We start from the raw sequence: 17,244 nt of genomic DNA, 5'->3' as shown, positions 1-17,244 counted from the left end.
GCTTTATAGTGGTATATAAGCTAATTTTACTAATTCCTTCGTTAAATACTAAGTATTAAGTAAGTCTCAAGAAGAAATTTAGAATATAAATGCGCCCACAATCTGTTTTATTATCTTATTTATTAAGCCTCTGCGTGTTGCTTTTTACCAGCTGCGATAGTCCGGAACCCCGCACCCGGTTATTATTTGCCGCGGGCAATGGGCTAATTACCGGTAACCAATCCGTAACCGGGGGTAATATTCTCTCCACCTCGGTTTATGCCGAAACCGGCACCGGCAACACCTTAAAAAACTTTAAAATTACCCGCATCTACGACAACAAAGATTCGCTTACTTACCTGGACTCTACCTTAAATGTACCGGAGTTTGGTTTATTTTTCACGTTTGCTACTCGCAGCCTAAATGGTAAAGAAACCTGGCGGTTTACGGTTACCGACGAAAAAAATACGGTTTACGAACGAAAATATACCCTTACAACCACCTCCAGCAATGCCGCCCGGCAACCTTTTTATACTTATTCGAGCTATTTTTACCAAAAATCGGCGGTTGAGAACCTGCGGTATTTTTCTTTAGCTGATGGTACGGCTTACCCGGGCTATGCCGGCCGCAATAATCCCGAAATTAAGAATAAAGTCGATTTTTATTTTAGCCAACTAACCGATAAAAGTATTTCGTTGCAGGCGGTGCCAGGAGCTGGCATCCGGTTCAAGACTACGCCGCTTACGCCCGCCGACTTTAGCGATATCCGCACCGAAGAAGCATTGACCAGTGTTTATGCCAATAGCAGTGCAACTCCTACCGAAGTGTTGCCGCGTTTAAGTAAAAACCAATTAATTGCTTTCCGTAACAACACCAAATCGGGCATTATCCGGATTGCCGGCTTCGATAAAGCTTTTGATGCTGAAAAGAATGACTCGGTGCTGGTGCGGATGCGCTACGAAGTAAAAACCCAGAAGTAAGATTTACCCAGAGGAATATTTTGCAATAGTATACTGTTACTAAGTAGAATATGCGCTTAAAATATTGCGGTCCTGTTGAGCTTATCGAAATAGCTAAATTTCACTTTACAATGCTGTTACAGATCCTGCGACCAGCTCAGGATGACAGGAACGCTGTTTAAAGCGCAATTTCTACATAAGAGAATATTATTTCTGCTGGCCAAAATAATTGACGCCACAGTATTTTTCAGCATAAATCATAAAAAAGGAACTGCTCAACAGCAGTTCCTTTTTTTATTTAGGCAATAACTAACTTAAAAGTTTAAGCCAACGGTAAATAATAAATTATTGACCCGGCTTTTGGTATTAACTACTGGCTGGTCGGCTACATCGTTAAGGGTGTACGGCGAGTAAACCGAGTTAGCCGATGAGGTAACAAAAGCCAAATCGGCAAAATAATTGGCTTGCCGGATACCGGCCCCGGCGGTAATAATTGATTGCTTCCGGTCGATGGTGCCATTTTTATAAGGGTCGCCTAACAAAGCGTAACCCGCCCGCAACCGGAAAATATCGTAACGGCCTTCGGCACCCAATTTCAGGTTTACAGCCGATTTAAAATCGGTGCTTATCCGGTTATTGGTCGCACGAAAAACATCGCTATCAGTATCATCGTTTAACCGGGCTTTGCTGTAATCCACGTATTCCAAATCGCCGGAGATAAATCCGTTTTTACCTAGGATAAAGGCTAATCCGCCATTCAGGCGCATGGGCGTAGTCAGGTTATAACTGTATTCGCCCGGATCGGTGCTTACATCATGGTTTTCAAACTCCTGCACTTGCAAAGAAGTTTGGTAACTATCGTTCATGGCGTAATAAGTGGGCGTTTGGATGCTGGCTCCTACCCGGAATAAATCAGTAGGTTTAAAAATAACGCCCAGCCGGCCATTTATACCATTACCGGTGGTGGTAAACTCATCGCGCAAAGTCAGGTTCTGGAAAACCGTGGTGCTATTATTTTCTGCTTCTTTAAAAGTACTAACCTGGTTGTAGCGCAGCGTAGAGAGCCCAATAGAAGCACCTAAGTATAATTTATCGCGGTAGCTGGCCCCATAAGAAAAATCCCACTGGTTTTGCGCACCCTGGCTCAGCACATCTTCCGACTGCTGCACTACGCCAATCCGGTTGGTAGCATAATATTCTTTTGCATCCTGGTCGTAATTTATCAGGAAAGTTTCATAAGCTAATCCTTCGCGGTTCTCAAAATTGGTATCGCCAATGCCGTAGCGGTTGGCACTTTCGGCCAGCGATTCCACAATGGTAGCGCCACTGGCAGCGCGTTGGTAATTAAACTTATGCTGAAAAGAATTTTGCCTGGTAAAGCCAATGCCAAAGGCGCCACCCCGCCAGGCACCTTCGGTACCATCGCTTTTACGGCGGCCAAATACCAAGCCCAAACCCGAAAGGTGCAAATTTTGGCGCTGATCTACAGACTTATTGCCATCTACGGTACTGTTGGTATTGCCAAACTGAATGCCCGGGGTAAAAGTAAACTCAGACCGCCGGTAAAAACCCAGGCCAGCCGGGTTACCCGCTAAGTTGCCGGCATCGGCCCCAAGGGCTACTTGCGAGCCACCAATAGCCTGCACACGGGCAGTTCCGCCTAAACCCAACCGGGAATAACGCAGCGCGTCGTTTTCGTTTTGGGCCATTGCTGTACCGGAGAGGCAAAGCAATGCCACCCCGGTTAAAATATTAATCGATTTCATGATAATTTAAAGCTAAACGTAACTAATTAGTTTCGGGGCCGGCCACCACGGCCGCCACTACTGCCGCCACTATTGCTACCACCATCGTTGCTGCTGCCCGAAGAGGGCCGACTGCTGGGCTGTTCGTAAGAACGAGGTGCTTCATAACGTGGTGCCTCATACGTTCTTTCCCGACGGGGAGCCTGGTAAGTAGGTTCCGGACGAACCCGCTCCTGGCGCTGCGGTTCATACTCGCGGCGTTGTGGCTGGGTAGTAGCCGGGGTGTAATTCTCCATATTTCGCCGCTCACTACGCGGACGTACCGCTGGGCGTTCTTCTACGTTGCGTGGCTGATCCGGAATATTATAATTATCGGTTTCTATCCGGGCACGGCGCGAAGGACGTTCACCAGGTTGTACGGTAGTACGTTCGGCCTCATTTCCGGAAAGGTTTTCATCGTTCCGGCCTTGGCGGCCCACGCGCGTAGCTCTTTCAGGAGAATTTGTTGGCCGGGCCATATCCGGCGATGTATTACGACTAGTACCTTCTACATTTGGTGTACCCTCGGTACTGGTAGCTCGGGAACGGGTAGAGCGAACATCTGCATTGGCAGGACGAGCACCCCGGTTATCGCCGGGAGCAACTACCCCACCGCCGCCACCTGGCACAACGTTACCACCATCACCCCGCGGACGGGCACCGGTGTTGTTGGTACCGGCGCTTCCGGTTGGTACTACACTACGCTCGCGGCGCGGTCCATACTGTACTTTAGTTGGTGCATTGGTATCGTTGCGGTACCAGCCGTTACCAGCATAATACCGGTTGCCACCGCCAAACCAACCCCGGTTAAAACCACCGTAACCACCATAGCCACCATAATATGGATTACCGCCGTACAAACCACCATAATAAGGCCGGCCGATTACCACGGTTAAACCAGTATATATGCGCGGATATCTAAACCCATAATCGTAAGGGCTGTAAAAAGGATCGTAATAAGAATATGGGGAATAAAACGGATCGTAAAACGAAGAACGGCCATACAGGTAAGGGCTGCGGTTATACCAGTAATCTGAGTAAGCTAAATCGTAGTAAGAAAGGCCAGACCGGTAAGGCGCATAACGCCGCAACGAGTATAAGTAATCATCAGAATAATAATCTTCTGTATTCGCATAATCGCGCGAACTATAACCCGTACCGCTGTTTTTCTCTGAATATTCCGGATTAGGCACTGCATTTTCTTCTGGTGCCTGTTCTGCTACCGCAGATTCAGTATCAGCAGAAGCAACTACCCTGTCCTGAATAACCGTGTTATCTTTAGAAGAATAATAAACATCGTCGTATTCAGAAGACTGAAAGGCAACGGGGCTGCTACACCCAACTGCCAGGGCCGCAAACGCGGGTATTAAAAGTAATTTGTTTATATTTTTCATGGCCTTGCTGATAATGAATAATACCTGGAACAAAATTTAAAGACAATCGCGCTTCCAGGTAACAGTTATGTTATTTATTAACGTAATTTTGACCCAGATTGGTGCAACTAATATTTATTTTTATATAGCAAAACTTGTACCAAACCCATAAGTTTTAATATACTACAAATATAAGAATAAAAATGAGCAAAAGCTTACCTAAAAGAAGCGAAGATTACTCTCTGTGGTACAACGAATTAGTTAAAAGAGCCGGCTTGGCCGAGAACTCTCCGGTGCGGGGCTGTATGGTAATAAAACCTTACGGTTATGCTATCTGGGAAAAGATGCAACGGGTGCTCGATGACATGTTTAAAAGAACAGGCCACACCAATGCTTACTTTCCGCTTTTTATTCCAAAATCTTTCTTTAGCAAAGAAGCCAGCCACGTTGAAGGCTTTGCCAAAGAATGCGCGGTAATTACGCACTATCGTTTAAAAAATGCCGAAGACGGCAGCGGTGTAGTGGTTGACCCGGATGCTAAACTGGAAGAAGAACTAATTGTGCGCCCAACTTCCGAAACCGTAATCTGGAATACGTATAAAGGCTGGGTGCAATCTTACCGCGATTTACCCTTGTTAATTAACCAATGGGCCAACGTGGTGCGTTGGGAAATGCGTACCCGTTTGTTTTTGCGTACCGCCGAATTTTTATGGCAGGAAGGCCATACCGCCCACGCTACTGCCGAAGAAGCTATTGCCGAAACCGAACAAATGCTGGATGTATACGCTGACTTTGCCGAAAATTTTATGGCAGTGCCGGTGGTAAAAGGTATTAAAACGCCCAACGAGCGCTTTGCCGGGGCCTTAGAAACTTATTGCATCGAAAGTTTAATGCAGGATGGCAAAGCCTTACAAACCGGAACTTCGCACTTTTTAGGACAGAATTTTGCCAAAGCATTTGATGTAAAATTTGCGACGAAAGAAGGCGGTTTGGAATACGTATGGGGAACGTCGTGGGGCGTGAGTACCCGTTTAATGGGCGCTTTAATTATGGCGCACTCCGATGATGAAGGTTTGGTGCTGCCGCCTAAATTAGCGCCTATACAAGTAGTAATTATACCAATCTTCTTTAACGATGCGCAGTTACAGCAAATCAGCGAGAAAGCGAAACAAATAAAGAAAGCGCTGGAAGCCAAAGGTATTTCGGTAAAGTTCGACGACCGCGATACGCAAAAGCCCGGCTGGAAATTTGCCGAGTACGAGTTGCAGGGTGTACCGGTGCGCATTGCCATTGGCGCCCGCGACCTGGAAAACGGCACCGTAGAAGTAGCCCGCCGCGACACCAAAGAAAAAGCTGCTTACCCCCTGGAAAATATTGAAAACAAAGTAGAAGAATTATTAGAAGCTATCCAGACAAATATTTACCAGAAGGCTTTTAAATTCCGGGAAGAAAATACCACTAAAGTAGATTCTTACGACGAGTTTAAGCAAGTCCTGGATACCAAAGGGGGTTTTGTGCTGGCTCATTGGGATGGCACCTCCGAAACAGAGGAGCGCATTAAAGAAGAAACCAAAGCAACTATTCGCTGCATTGCTTTAGATACGCAGCCCGAAGAAGGCACCTGTATGGTTACCGGTAAACCATCTGCCCGCCGGGTATATTTTGCCCGGGCTTACTAAAGGATTTTGGTATCTGGTAATAGGTATTTGGTAGCAGGTATCTGGACTATAATAGTTAAAAAGGAGCAGAAAATATTTTTTGTGCATTTTTTATATTCTCTGGCAGGTTTACCACTCCCCGGCCTGTGCCCTGACAGGCCGAACCCAAAACTTGCAATTTCATAGCCTGTCAGGGGGCAGGCTATGGATAAGTAGTTGGAAGCCGGTAACTAGACTGTAATAATAAAAAAGGCGCTGCAAATATTTGCAGCGCCTTTTTTATTATATGGCTGTTTCTATTTTTATCAGCCATTAACTATAAATTATTTCTTCAGAATCACGAAATCTACGCGGCGGTTCATCTTCCGGGTTTCTTCTTTCGCGTTGCTGTATATTGGTCTGGAACCACCGTAACCACGAGCCCGAATACGCTTCTTATCAATACCTTTGGCAATTAAATATTTCCGTACCTCGTTAACCCGATTCTGCGATAGTTGTACGTTTAACTTGGCATCACCTTGGTTATCGGTATGGCCCTGGACTTCTATCTCCATGGTTGGATTATCGGTCATGTGCTTCACAAGTAAATCTAACTCGGTAAATGAGCTTTCCAGTAAATCGTATTTACCGCGGTCAAACACCAAATTTTTCAGGTTAAGTTTTCCGCCTACTTCTTTTGCTACCAGTTCTAAATCTTTCGATTCTTCTTTGTAAGCTTTGGTGTCAATGGCATCTACTTCTTCGTTCATGGCAATATAACCTTCGGCTTCGGCGCGGTAGCCGTACTTGGTACCTTTGGGTAATACAATGGTGTAGCTACCGTCTTTAGGGTTGGTACGAGCTGTTCCAATTTCTTTGCCGCTCGGGTACTCTACGTACACAATCTTGGCATCAATCGGCTTGCCGGTAGCTTTGTCAATTACTTTACCGGTTACCAATATTACTGCTTCCGGTTTGAAACGCTCTTTGGTAGCAATCCGGAAAATATCGCGCGAGCCCTGGGTGCCTTCTTTCGACGAAACCAGGTAAGCATCGGTACCAGCTGCCGATACGGTATAATAAGCCTCCCAGTCTGGGGTATTTACATTAGGCCCTAAGTTTACGGGTGTCGACCAGTTCTGCCAGGTATCATCGAGGCGCTTGGCATAGAAAATATCGCTTTTACCAAAACCTTTATGACCTTCCGAAGCAAAGTAAAGGGTTTTTTCGTCGGCTGCCAGGAAAGGTGCAAAATCAGCTTTACCGGAGTTTACCTGTTTTCCTAAATTTAAAGGCTTCGTCCAAACGCCAAATTTTTGCTGAAAGCTCACAAATAAATCCAATTCACCTACGCTTTCTTCGCGCTCAATGGCCATCAGCAATATTTTACCGGAGTTCGACAAAAAATAATCTACGTTTTCTTTATTGGTGTTGTAATAATTCAAAATATTCACCTTGGCCGGCAGGCTCCAGCCTTTTTTGGTGCGGGTAGTAATAGAAGCGCCTTCCATTACCATCGAACCATCAGGGTTATAATTATTAATGAGCAACAAGGAGTTGCCATCGGGTGTTACAGCGCAAACGCCGTTAGGATCAGCGGTATTAACCGGCGAACCCATACTGCGGGCTTCCGACCATTTTTGTTCTTTGGTGTTGGAGCGGGTAGAATACCAAATATCCTGCTCATCTTGCTGGCCACCTTTGTTCTTAGGGAAGAATTGCCGGGCAAAGTACAAGGTTTTACCATCCGGCGAAATAACAGGTCGCACTTCGGTAAAACGGGTATTAATAGCCGGCCCTAAATTTTGCAACACCGAATCGTACCCAATTACCTCTTTCTCACCTATTTCGGGGTTTTGTGCTTTGGCCAAAAAGGCCATACAGAACAGAAAAGCTACAAGCGTAAAATTTTTATACCACATAACTGAAATTAAAATAATACTAAAAGTATGAATTTATTTTCAGTTTAAACAAACAGAATGGAATATTAATTTAATATAAAAATAAAAAAGCCAGATAAACCTGAAAATATAGATTAAATCCAAGTTTACCTGACTTAAACCTCTTAAGGGTTAAGAAAATATTAAGAAGCTTTCAGCATAAATTTACGCTCTACGGTATTAAATGGTCCTGGCACTACCTTGCCATCTTTATCTAATAACTCTAATTTAATGGTATTTTCGCCCATAGGCAAACCCTCTATGGTATAAGGCAGCCATTCGTGCAGCATAAACTCGGTGCCATTAATAGTAGCTCGTACTTTATTGCCATTCTCCGACAGGTCGGTATTTACCAGGTAGAAATCCAACATTACTTTTTTGGTATCATTACCCGTATAATCCCCTTTTGGCCGGCTGTAAAACAGGTGTTTCCCATCTTCATCAAAGTTAGCGCCTGGCCCGGTAGTACTATTTCCTACGTTAATTACGCTCAAGTCATAAGCATCTTTGTGCTTTAAGCTTTCGTGGTAAGAGCGCGACAGGAAAGATAATATTACGTGACTGCCATCTTTTATAGGTTTGGTAAAAGAGGTAGTGTAATGCGCGGTATAAGGCTCGTTGTCTACAATATTATGAATGTGCTGACCTTCTTTGGAGTTGGCGTGATCCTGGTGGGCGGGCCCTTCGGCGGTTTGGGCCGTTAACTGGTAATTTTTCAGTTCGTAAACAAATTTAACTTCGCCGGACGGCACTTTGCTATCATCGTCTGGTTCTTCCAAATCCAGGTCGGCATCCGGAAACTTAGGCGAGGTATTAAAAGAATAAACTTTCAGGCCATTCTTTTCCATTACGGTACCGGTACCACCCGTTGCCGAAGTATCAGTGGCGGTGGTGGTTGCTTCACCTGCACTTTGCCCGGTTTCAGTTGTTTCGGCTTCGGTTTGCCCTTTATTACCTGAATTACAGGCGGTAAAATTAACGGACGCTGTTAGGGCGGCAAAAATCATTAGTTTCTTCATAGTTTGGTAACGTTAATAATGGTTAAACAGTAAATCAAAATTATAAAATTTGGTAACTTGCAGGGTTTATTTCCCCCCATTATTTGTGATTATTATAAGTATACGATATGAACGACCAGTTAGTAGAAAAAATACCTTCGCTGGATTTGCATGATTTTACATCGGGCAATGCGGAGCAGAAAAATAAATTTGTGCAGGACTTAGGAGAAGCTTTCCAAACGATTGGTTTTGTGGCTATCCGCAACCATGGTTTAAGCGATACCCTTACCAGCGATTTATACGAATCGGTTAAAAAATTCTTTTCTTTACCCGACGAAGTAAAACAAAAGTACGAAAAACCAGAATTAGCGGGCCAGCGCGGCTACATTGGTAAAGGTAAAGAACACGCCAAAGGCCGCAACACCGGCGATTTAAAAGAATTTTACCACGTGGGCCAGGAGCTGTCCGTAGCAGAACTTAAAGCCGAAAATTACCCGGCAAATATCTGGCCCGACGAAGTACCGGAATTTAAAGAGAATACCCTCACTGCTTATAAAGCCCTCGAAAAAGCCGGCCAGAATATGTTGCGGGCCATTGCGCTTTACTTAAATCTGGAAGAAAATTATTTCGACGACAAAGTGCATAACGGCAACAGCATTCTGCGCCAGATTCATTATTTCCCGATTGAAAACCCGGATAGCGTACCGGCCGATGCCGTAAGAGCCGCCGAACACGGCGATATAAATTTGATTACGCTGCTAATGGGCGCCAGCGCCGATGGTTTACAAGTACTGCGCCGCGATGGCAAATGGATACCTATAACGGCTTTGCCGGAACAAGTGGTGGTAAACGTAGGCGATATGCTATCGAGGCATACCAACAACAAATTAAAATCTACGATTCACCGGGTGGTAAACCCGCCACGCGAACTCATGCATACTTCCCGTTACTCTATTCCGTTTTTTATGCACCCGCGTACCGAAATGGATTTAACCTGCCTGGAAAGCTGCATTGATGCCGAAAACCCCAAAGCTTACACCGACATTACCGCCGGCGAGTTTTTAACCGAACGCCTGATAGAATTAGGCTTGCTTAAAAAATAATTTGTTTTCTATTTCTAAAAAAAGCTTGTTAACAGATAAAAAGAGCATTTCTGAAAACCTGAACCGGGCATAAAAGTTTACCAATAAGGTAGCTTTTTGTACCCGGTTCTTTTTTTATGAGACCACTTAATGTAAGCCAGTAGCAGGATGTTAATAATAATTTAATTTTTTAGTTTTAATTAGCCACAGAAATTACTTACTTCAATACCAAGTTCTTAACCCAGGTCATTTAAAGCTAAAAATATAGTCAGGCATAGCGCGGGTAATTATGAAATTAACTTCTATTGAACAACGTATTTCTAATAACCAGCCCCTTAGTTTGAGCCTCCGCCATTATATTTTTCTGAAAGATGTTTTAAAACTGGCCCTAACCGCTTTTGGGGGTCCGCAGGCCCACATTGCCATGATACTTAAATTAATGGTGGAAAAGCGCCGGTACCTGACGGAGAAAGATTTAATTGAATTAAATGCCTTGTGCCAAATATTGCCTGGCCCTACTTCTACCCAAACCTTAACGGCCATTGGTTACCGCGTAGGCGGCGCTAATCTGGCTTATCTCACTTTAATTGTCTGGATTACGCCTACTGCCCTATTTATGACCGCCGTAGGGTTAGCCATGACTTACCTGACCCGGCACAATATTTCGCTCCATTTTTTGCGGTTTATTCAGCCTATAGCGGTAGGGTTTGTGGCTTTTGCCGCTTACCGGATAAGCACCAAAGTAATTGCTACCAAAACCAGCATTTTTTTAATGGCAACCTCGGCAATTATTTCTTACTTTTTTAATTCGCCGTGGGTTTTTCCGGCTTTATTATTAGCCGGTGCTTTTACCACCTCTTTAAGGTTTAGAAAACACCCGAAAGAGCAAAACAAAAAGCTAAATATAGACTGGCGCAATTTTATTTTATTTGGCGCAGTCCTCATTTTTGCGGCGGCACTGGGGGGTGCTACCCGCTGGTTACCGGTTCGGCTGTTCGAGAATTTTTACCGGAACGGCAGCCTGATATTTGGGGGCGGCCAGGTACTTATTCCGCTCATGTACACCGAGTTTGTAGAATTTAAGCGATATTTAACTTCTCAGGAATTTTTATCGGGTTATGCTTTAGCCCAGGCTATTCCGGGCCCTACCTTTATATTTTGTACATATATTGGTACGCTGGCCATGCGGGGCTATGGTTTCTGGGGACAAATGCTGGGGTCTTTTGTAGCTACTACCGGTATTTTTTTACCCGGCACTTTTCTGATTTTCTTTATTATTCGGTTCTGGGAAGAACTTAAAAAATACCGGTTTATCAAAGCCTCTTTAGAAGGAATAAATGCCGTTAGTTCTGGTATGGTGTGCGCGGCGGCCCTGTTACTTTTTCACCCAATCGAATCTTCGGCGCTGAATATTGCTGTAATACTAATAACGTTCGGGCTTCTCCTCCGAACTAAAATTCCACCTTATGCTGTAATATTTACAGGTATTCTGGCGGGGGTAATTATTCCTTAAACAATACAATTAAAAAAGCTGAAACAAAAAGAGCAACTTTGTATTAAGCTGCTCTTTGAATAATCTGGAATCCTAAATTTCCGTTTTCTCCACTATTTTATCTTCCAACAGGCGCAATAAATATTCACCGTAACCGCTTTTTACCAGCGGCGTAGCTACCTGCCGGAGTTGTTCCGTCTCAATAAAGCCCATGCGATAAGCAATTTCTTCGATGCAGCCAATTTTAAGACCTTGCCGCTCTTCTATTACCTGCACAAAATTACCGGCCTGCATCAACGAATCGAAAGTACCGGTATCGAGCCAAGCCGTGCCACGCCCCAAAATACCTACTTTTAGTTTGCCCCGGCGCAAATATTCCTGATTTACATCGGTTATTTCATATTCACCGCGCGGGCTGGGCTTTAAATCTTTCGCAATTTGAATAACCTCGTTGTCGTAGAAATATAACCCAGGCACCGCGTAATTAGACTTGGGCTGTTTGGGTTTTTCTTCAATCGAAAGCGCTTTTTGGTTTCCGTCGAATTCTACTACACCGTAACGCTCCGGGTCGTTTACGTGATAGGCATATACCACGCCCCCCTCGGGGTTGTTGTTGCTTTGCAATAATTTGGCTAAGCCGGCTCCGTAAAAAATATTATCGCCTAACACCAACGCCACCTTATCCTGACCGATAAATTCTTCGCCGATTACAAAAGCCTGCGCCAAGCCATTGGGTTTCTCCTGAATGGCGTACTGGAAATTACACCCTAAACTACTGCCGTCGCCCAGCAATTTTTTAAATAATTCATTATCGTGCGGCGTGGTAATAATTAATATTTCCCGGATGCCGGCCATCATTAATATCGATAACGGATAATAAATCATGGGTTTGTCGTAAACCGGCATTAATTGCTTGCTTACGGCCAACGTGAGCGGATGTAATCGGGTGCCGGAGCCACCAGCCAGAATAATTCCTTTCATGTTTTTTAATCGTTGATTGTTAAATTGTTGAATTGCTGAATAGTTGCATGGTTTATTTGCTGGAAAGTTGAATGGTTGAATTGCGGGATGGTTGTGTCCTAATTTTAGCTTTGGCAAGTAGTGTACAAATTTCTCTTACCTGTTATCCTATATTTCCGGTAACCATTCAACAATTTAACCATTCAACTATTCAGTAATTCAACTATTATTGCTCGTTATAAATAAACGCCTGGTTATTGCGGAACCAATCTAAGGTTATTTGCAGCCCCTCTTTTATTCTGATCTGCGGATTATACCCTAACAGCCTTTGGGCTTTCGAAATATCGGCTAAACTATCGCGAATATCACCCGCCCGGTCGGGGCCGTATTCCGGTGAAATATCAGAACCAGCTTCTTCCTTTAAAATATTAAACAAATCGTTTAACGAAGTACGATCACCAACGGCAATATTATAAACCTGGTTTATGGCTTCGGGGTTCTGCACCAGCGCAGCCCTGATATTAGCCTCCACGCAGTTCTCCACGAAAGTAAAATCGCGGGTTTGGCCGCCATCGCCGTTAATGCGCGGCGAATTACCTTTTAGCACCGCATCTATAAACAACGGAATTACCGCGGCGTAAGCGCCATTCGGGTCCTGGCGCGGCCCAAAAATATTGAAGTAGCGTAAGCCAATAATTTCCATGCCGTAGGTTTTGCCAAACACATCGGCGTACAATTCATTGGCATATTTGGTAACCGCATACGGCGATAAGGGCTTGCCAATATTATCTTCCACCTTGGGTAAGGCTTTGCTGTCGCCGTATGTAGACGACGAAGCTGCGTACACAAAACGCTTTACACCCTGATCTTTGGCGGCCAGCAGCATATTTACAAATCCGCCAATATTAACGTTGTTGGTGGTAACCGGGTCTTTGATGCTGCGGGGTACGGAACCCAAAGCCGCCTGGTGCAGTACCACATCTATACCAGCACAGGCGCGGGTACAAACTTCTACATCCCGAATATCACCTTCAATTACTTCGAACGCCGGATTATCTAAAAAGAATTGAATATTTTTCCGAAAACCATTCGATAAATTATCTAATATCCGCACTTTACCGGCTTCATATTTTAATAGGTACTCTACTAAGTTAGAACCAATAAATCCGGCTCCACCGGTTATCAGAAATGATTTATTTTTTAAAGACTCTTGGTGAAATGGCTGTTCGTACACTATTTTTTTAATTATGAATTAGAAATGATGAATTATGAATTAATTATTGAATCAGAATATACGAAGTGCCCAATTGTGCATTCATAATTTCTAATTTATAATTCATAATTATATTATCGGGTGTATTGCTGCTCGTAATAGGCTTGATAACTGCCGGAAGTTACGTGCTGCAACCAATCTGTATTAGCTAAGTACCAATCTACGGTTTTAGAAAGCCCTTCCTCAAAGGTTACTGAAGGTTGCCAGCCCAACTCGCGCATTATTTTAGAAGAATCGATGGCATAACGTAAATCGTGGCCGGCCCGGTCGGTTACAAACGTAATTAGTTGTTGCGAAGTACCTTTTTCTTTACCGGTTTTCTCATCCATAATATCGCATAATAACCGGATGAGGTCAATATTTTTCCATTCGTTTACGCCGCCAATATTATAGGTATCGCCAATCTCGCCTTTATGAAAAACAGCATCAATGGCGGTGGCGTGGTCTTTTACGTACAGCCAATCGCGCACATTTTCGCCTTTGCCGTAAACCGGCACCGGCCGGCCATTCTGAATATTATTAATAGCCAGCGGAATTAGTTTCTCCGGGAAGTGGTTGGGACCGTAATTATTAGAACAGTTAGATACTTTTACCGGCAAGCCATAAGTATGGTAATAAGCCCGCACAAAATGGTCGGAACTGGCTTTAGACGCAGAATACGGCGAACGCGGGTCGTAAGAAGTTTCTTCGGTAAACATGCCATCTTCGCCCAAAGAACCATACACTTCATCGGTAGATACGTGGTAGAAAACATGCCCGGCAAAGTTATCCTTCCATAATTCTTTAACAGCATTTAGCAGATTAACCGTACCTATTACGTTGGTAAAAACAAACGCCAGCGGGTCAGTTATAGAACGGTCTACGTGCGATTCAGCGGCTAAATGAATAACGGCATCAAACTGGTGTTCCTGAAACAAACCGTTAATAAAATCTGCGTCTACAATATCGCCTTTTATAAAAGTATAATTAGGCGCATCTTCTATGTCGCGCAGGTTTTCGAGATTGCCGGCGTAGGTTAATTTATCAAGGTTATAAATCTGGTATTCAGGGTATTTGGTTACGAATAACCGCACCACGTGCGAACCAATAAATCCTGCCCCGCCGGTAATTACTATCTTCATGTATTACTTTTTATTGTTTTTCAGGTTCAGTTCCCATTGCCAGGCACTGGCTAAACCTTCTTCCAAACCTAACTCCGTTTTAAATCCTAGTTCCTGGGTTGCCTTGGTTACATCGGCGTATATTTTAGGCACATCGCCCGCGCGGCGCGGACCAATTTCGTAGTTGAGCTTTTGGCCCGATACTTTCTCGAAAGTTTTTACTACTTCCAGCACCGAATTTCCCTGACCGGTACCAATATTAAACATTTCAATCTGTTTGGCTTTGCCCGCTAATAACCGGTCGATGGCTACTACGTGCGCTTTTGCCAAGTCTACCACGTGAATATAATCCCGAACATTACTACCATCTGACGTATCATAGTCGGTCCCGAATACCGTTAATTTCTCGCGGATGCCAATAGCGGTTTGGGTAATAAAAGGCACTAAATTATTGGGTACGCCCAGCGGCAATTCACCAATTTTAGCCGACGGATGCGCGCCAATAGGATTAAAATAGCGTAAGGCAATGGTATGGATTTTACTGCCGTCGCTGTTGGCCAGATCGGTTAAAATATCTTCGCAGATTTGTTTGGTGTTGCCGTACGGCGAATTGGCTTTTTTAACCGGCGTTTCTTCCGTAACGGGTAACTGATCGGGTACACCGTAAACGGTACAGGAAGAAGAAAACACCAGGTTGGTAACGTTAAATTCTGCCATTACCTGAAGCAGCGCTACCAAAGACCCAACGTTGTTGTGGTAATATTTCAAGGGCTCGCGTACCGATTCGCCTACGGCTTTATAGGCCGCAAAATGAATAACGCCGGCAATATTCCCTTCGTTTTGGAAAACTTCCCGTAAGGCAGCCACTTCGGTACAATCAATACGGTGACAAGTTACATCGGTATTTAAAATAGCCGCAATACCCGCCAAAGCAGATTCTTGTGAATTGACGAAATTATCAATAATTACTGGTTCGTAACCAGCCTGAAACAATTCTATAACGGCATGGGAGCCAATATAACCAGCACCACCGGTTACCAATATTTTACCTTTTGTTTCCAACGTTTATCTTTTTATCCGGAGTGTTTGGGTTAATGTGCTAATTTCTTAATGTGCTGATGTGGTAATTTGCTGAACATGAGCCTCATCTAAATAATGACTTAATGAATATGCAATATTTTTAAAATATCTACAAATCTGCCTAGGTTAGCTACTGCCTTATTAGATAACTTTTAAATTAACAATCAGCACATTCAAAAAATCAGCCTATTAATTCTACAAACTCCAGTAAGTTAATTTACTATTTATTTTATCGCGGTAAATGCCTTTCACATCAATGAACACGGCTTTATCTTGAGTGATAGACTCAAAGTAAGCTTGCTCCAGATTGGCATAAGGCCGGTGGTTTACCGCTACAATAACCGCATCGTAATCTTTGGCGGGTTCTGCTATTAAGCCAAAGCCATATTCGTGCTCCAGTTCTTGTGAATCAGCAAAAGGGTCTATTACGTCTACATTCACCGAAAAGCCTTTCAGTTCATTGATTACATCGGCTACCCGGGAATTGCGGATATCGCCTACGTTTTCTTTAAAGGTAGCACCCATCACCAGCACTTTCGCCTTGGAAATATCTTTGCCTTGCTTCACCATAAACTGCACCGTTTTTTTAGCAATGTAAGCGCCCATGTTGTCGTTAGTCGTCCGGCCGCTCAAAATTACCTTGGCATCGTAGCCCAGTTCTTTGGCTTTGTAAGTAAGGTAATACGGGTCTACGCCAATACAATGTCCGCCTACCAATCCCGGTGAAAACTTCAGGAAATTCCACTTGGTACCGGCGGCTTCCAGTACTTCGTAGGTGTTAATTTTCATCCGGTCGAATATGAGCGAGAGTTCGTTCATTAAGGCAATATTTACATCGCGCTGGGTATTCTCAATAATTTTAGCGGCTTCGGCTACTTTAATAGAAGAAGCCCGGTGAATACCGGCTTCAATAACCAGTTCGTAAGTTTTAGCAATATTATCCAAAGATTCTTCGTCACAACCCGAAACGACTTTTACGATTTTAGCCAGCGTATGCTCTTTATCACCCGGGTTAATCCGTTCCGGCGAATAGCCTACTTTAAAATCCTGCTTAAACTTCAAGCCCGAAAGTTCTTCCAGAATGGGAATACAATCTTCTTCGGTACAACCGGGGTAAACCGTAGACTCATACACCACATAATCGCCGGATTTCAATACTTTGCCAACGGTAGTAGAAGCCCCAATTAAGGGTTTTAAGTCCGGCATAGCGTGCTCATCAATGGGAGTAGGTACCGCCACAATAAAAAATTGCGCTTGCCGCAGTACATCCAAATTATCAGTAAAGGTAATATCGCACTCGGTAAACGCCTCGGCTTCCAGTTCTCCGCTTGGGTCTACATTGTTGCGCATCATCTCCACGCGAGCTTTATTTATATCAAAACCTATTACCTTTATTTTACGGGCAAATTCCAAAGCAATTGGCAATCCCACGTATCCTAACCCGATTACTGCCAGCGTGGCTTCTTTGTTAAATAATTTATTATACACAGAAAAAGAATTTTAAACTTTTATGAAAGCTTACTTAATGTTTATTGCCCTGACTGATTAACTTGTTAACCTCTAAAGTATTTGGAGGTTTAGCTATTC

General features: G+C 43.9%; 13 protein-coding genes. 4 read left to right on the top strand and 9 right to left on the bottom strand.

The window, feature by feature from the left end; genetic code table 11:
* The first annotated feature begins 89 nt into the window (after positions 1–89).
* Positions 90–959, top strand: coding sequence for a hypothetical protein (locus F0145_RS14880; protein ID WP_150089271.1), 870 nt, complete (start codon positions 90–92; stop codon positions 957–959).
* A 293-nt stretch (positions 960–1,252) separates the two neighbouring features.
* Here the strand turns inward: F0145_RS14880 and F0145_RS14875 are convergent, their stop codons facing one another.
* Entirely contained in the window at positions 1,253–2,704 is a 1,452-nt protein-coding gene (locus tag F0145_RS14875) for an OmpP1/FadL family transporter (protein ID WP_150089269.1), read from the bottom strand.
* Positions 2,705–2,730: 26 nt separating this feature from the next.
* Positions 2,731–4,116 (bottom strand): hypothetical protein, encoded by a 1,386-nt coding sequence (locus F0145_RS14870; RefSeq protein WP_150089267.1) that lies wholly within the window; start codon positions 4,114–4,116, stop codon positions 2,731–2,733.
* A gap of 182 nt (positions 4,117–4,298) precedes the next feature.
* Between F0145_RS14870 and proS the strand changes: the two genes are divergently transcribed.
* On the top strand, positions 4,299–5,774 hold the full coding sequence (gene proS, locus F0145_RS14865; RefSeq protein WP_150089265.1) for a proline--tRNA ligase: 1,476 nt from the start codon (positions 4,299–4,301) through the stop codon (positions 5,772–5,774).
* A 302-nt stretch (positions 5,775–6,076) separates the two neighbouring features.
* On the opposite strand, the gene F0145_RS14860 is transcribed toward proS, so the two are convergent.
* Complete coding sequence (locus tag F0145_RS14860; protein ID WP_150089263.1) at positions 6,077–7,654, bottom strand: OmpA family protein; 1,578 nt, start codon at positions 7,652–7,654, stop codon at positions 6,077–6,079.
* 161 nt (positions 7,655–7,815) lie between these two features.
* Positions 7,816–8,691 (bottom strand): hypothetical protein, encoded by an 876-nt coding sequence (locus F0145_RS14855; RefSeq protein ID WP_150089261.1) that lies wholly within the window; start codon positions 8,689–8,691, stop codon positions 7,816–7,818.
* A 107-nt stretch (positions 8,692–8,798) separates the two neighbouring features.
* Between F0145_RS14855 and F0145_RS14850 the strand changes: the two genes are divergently transcribed.
* Together F0145_RS14850 and chrA are read left to right on the top strand one after the other, a co-directional pair.
* Positions 8,799–9,773 carry an isopenicillin N synthase family dioxygenase gene (locus F0145_RS14850; protein ID WP_150089259.1) on the top strand — a complete coding sequence of 325 codons (975 nt, stop codon included), beginning with the start codon at positions 8,799–8,801 and terminating at the stop codon, positions 9,771–9,773.
* Positions 9,774–10,041: 268 nt separating this feature from the next.
* Positions 10,042–11,265, top strand: coding sequence for a chromate efflux transporter (gene chrA, locus F0145_RS14845; RefSeq protein ID WP_223816084.1), 1,224 nt, complete (start codon positions 10,042–10,044; stop codon positions 11,263–11,265).
* 72 nt (positions 11,266–11,337) lie between these two features.
* Here the strand turns inward: chrA and rfbA are convergent, their stop codons facing one another.
* The 5 genes from rfbA to F0145_RS14820 all read right to left on the bottom strand — a co-directional run bounded on the left by rfbA (position 11,338) and on the right by F0145_RS14820 (position 17,145).
* On the bottom strand, positions 11,338–12,225 hold the full coding sequence (rfbA, locus tag F0145_RS14840; RefSeq protein WP_150089257.1) for a glucose-1-phosphate thymidylyltransferase RfbA: 888 nt from the start codon (positions 12,223–12,225) through the stop codon (positions 11,338–11,340).
* Positions 12,226–12,430: 205 nt separating this feature from the next.
* Complete coding sequence (locus tag F0145_RS14835) at positions 12,431–13,438, bottom strand: SDR family oxidoreductase (RefSeq protein WP_150089255.1); 1,008 nt, start codon at positions 13,436–13,438, stop codon at positions 12,431–12,433.
* 113 nt (positions 13,439–13,551) lie between these two features.
* Positions 13,552–14,598: a dTDP-glucose 4,6-dehydratase gene (gene rfbB / locus F0145_RS14830; RefSeq protein ID WP_150089253.1), complete on the bottom strand. Its 1,047-nt coding sequence runs from the start codon at positions 14,596–14,598 to the stop codon at positions 13,552–13,554.
* 3 nt (positions 14,599–14,601) lie between these two features.
* Positions 14,602–15,639, bottom strand: a complete 1,038-nt coding sequence (gene galE, locus F0145_RS14825) for a UDP-glucose 4-epimerase GalE (protein ID WP_150089251.1) — start codon at positions 15,637–15,639, stop codon at positions 14,602–14,604.
* 213 nt (positions 15,640–15,852) lie between these two features.
* A complete protein-coding gene (locus F0145_RS14820) occupies positions 15,853–17,145 on the bottom strand; it encodes a nucleotide sugar dehydrogenase (protein WP_150089249.1) in 1,293 nt (430 codons plus the stop codon).
* Between the last annotated feature and the right edge of the window lie 99 nt (positions 17,146–17,244).

The sequence above is a fragment of the Adhaeribacter rhizoryzae genome, assembly GCF_008629685.1.
In the GTDB taxonomy this organism is placed as follows: Bacteria; Bacteroidota; Bacteroidia; order Cytophagales; family Hymenobacteraceae; genus Adhaeribacter; species Adhaeribacter rhizoryzae.
This window is presented reverse-complemented; position numbering and strand designations above follow the sequence as displayed.

Coding starts and splice junctions, on each gene's coding strand:
- F0145_RS14880 (WP_150089271.1), top strand. CDS start 90: ATGCGCCCACAATCTGTTTTATTATCTTATTTATTAAGCCTCTGCGTG.
- F0145_RS14875 (WP_150089269.1), bottom strand. CDS start 2,704: ATGAAATCGATTAATATTTTAACCGGGGTGGCATTGCTTTGCCTCTCC.
- F0145_RS14870 (WP_150089267.1), bottom strand. CDS start 4,116: ATGAAAAATATAAACAAATTACTTTTAATACCCGCGTTTGCGGCCCTG.
- proS (WP_150089265.1), top strand. CDS start 4,299: ATGAGCAAAAGCTTACCTAAAAGAAGCGAAGATTACTCTCTGTGGTAC.
- F0145_RS14860 (WP_150089263.1), bottom strand. CDS start 7,654: ATGTGGTATAAAAATTTTACGCTTGTAGCTTTTCTGTTCTGTATGGCC.
- F0145_RS14855 (WP_150089261.1), bottom strand. CDS start 8,691: ATGAAGAAACTAATGATTTTTGCCGCCCTAACAGCGTCCGTTAATTTT.
- F0145_RS14850 (WP_150089259.1), top strand. CDS start 8,799: ATGAACGACCAGTTAGTAGAAAAAATACCTTCGCTGGATTTGCATGAT.
- chrA (WP_223816084.1), top strand. CDS start 10,042: ATGAAATTAACTTCTATTGAACAACGTATTTCTAATAACCAGCCCCTT.
- rfbA (WP_150089257.1), bottom strand. CDS start 12,225: ATGAAAGGAATTATTCTGGCTGGTGGCTCCGGCACCCGATTACATCCG.
- rfbB (WP_150089253.1), bottom strand. CDS start 14,598: ATGAAGATAGTAATTACCGGCGGGGCAGGATTTATTGGTTCGCACGTG.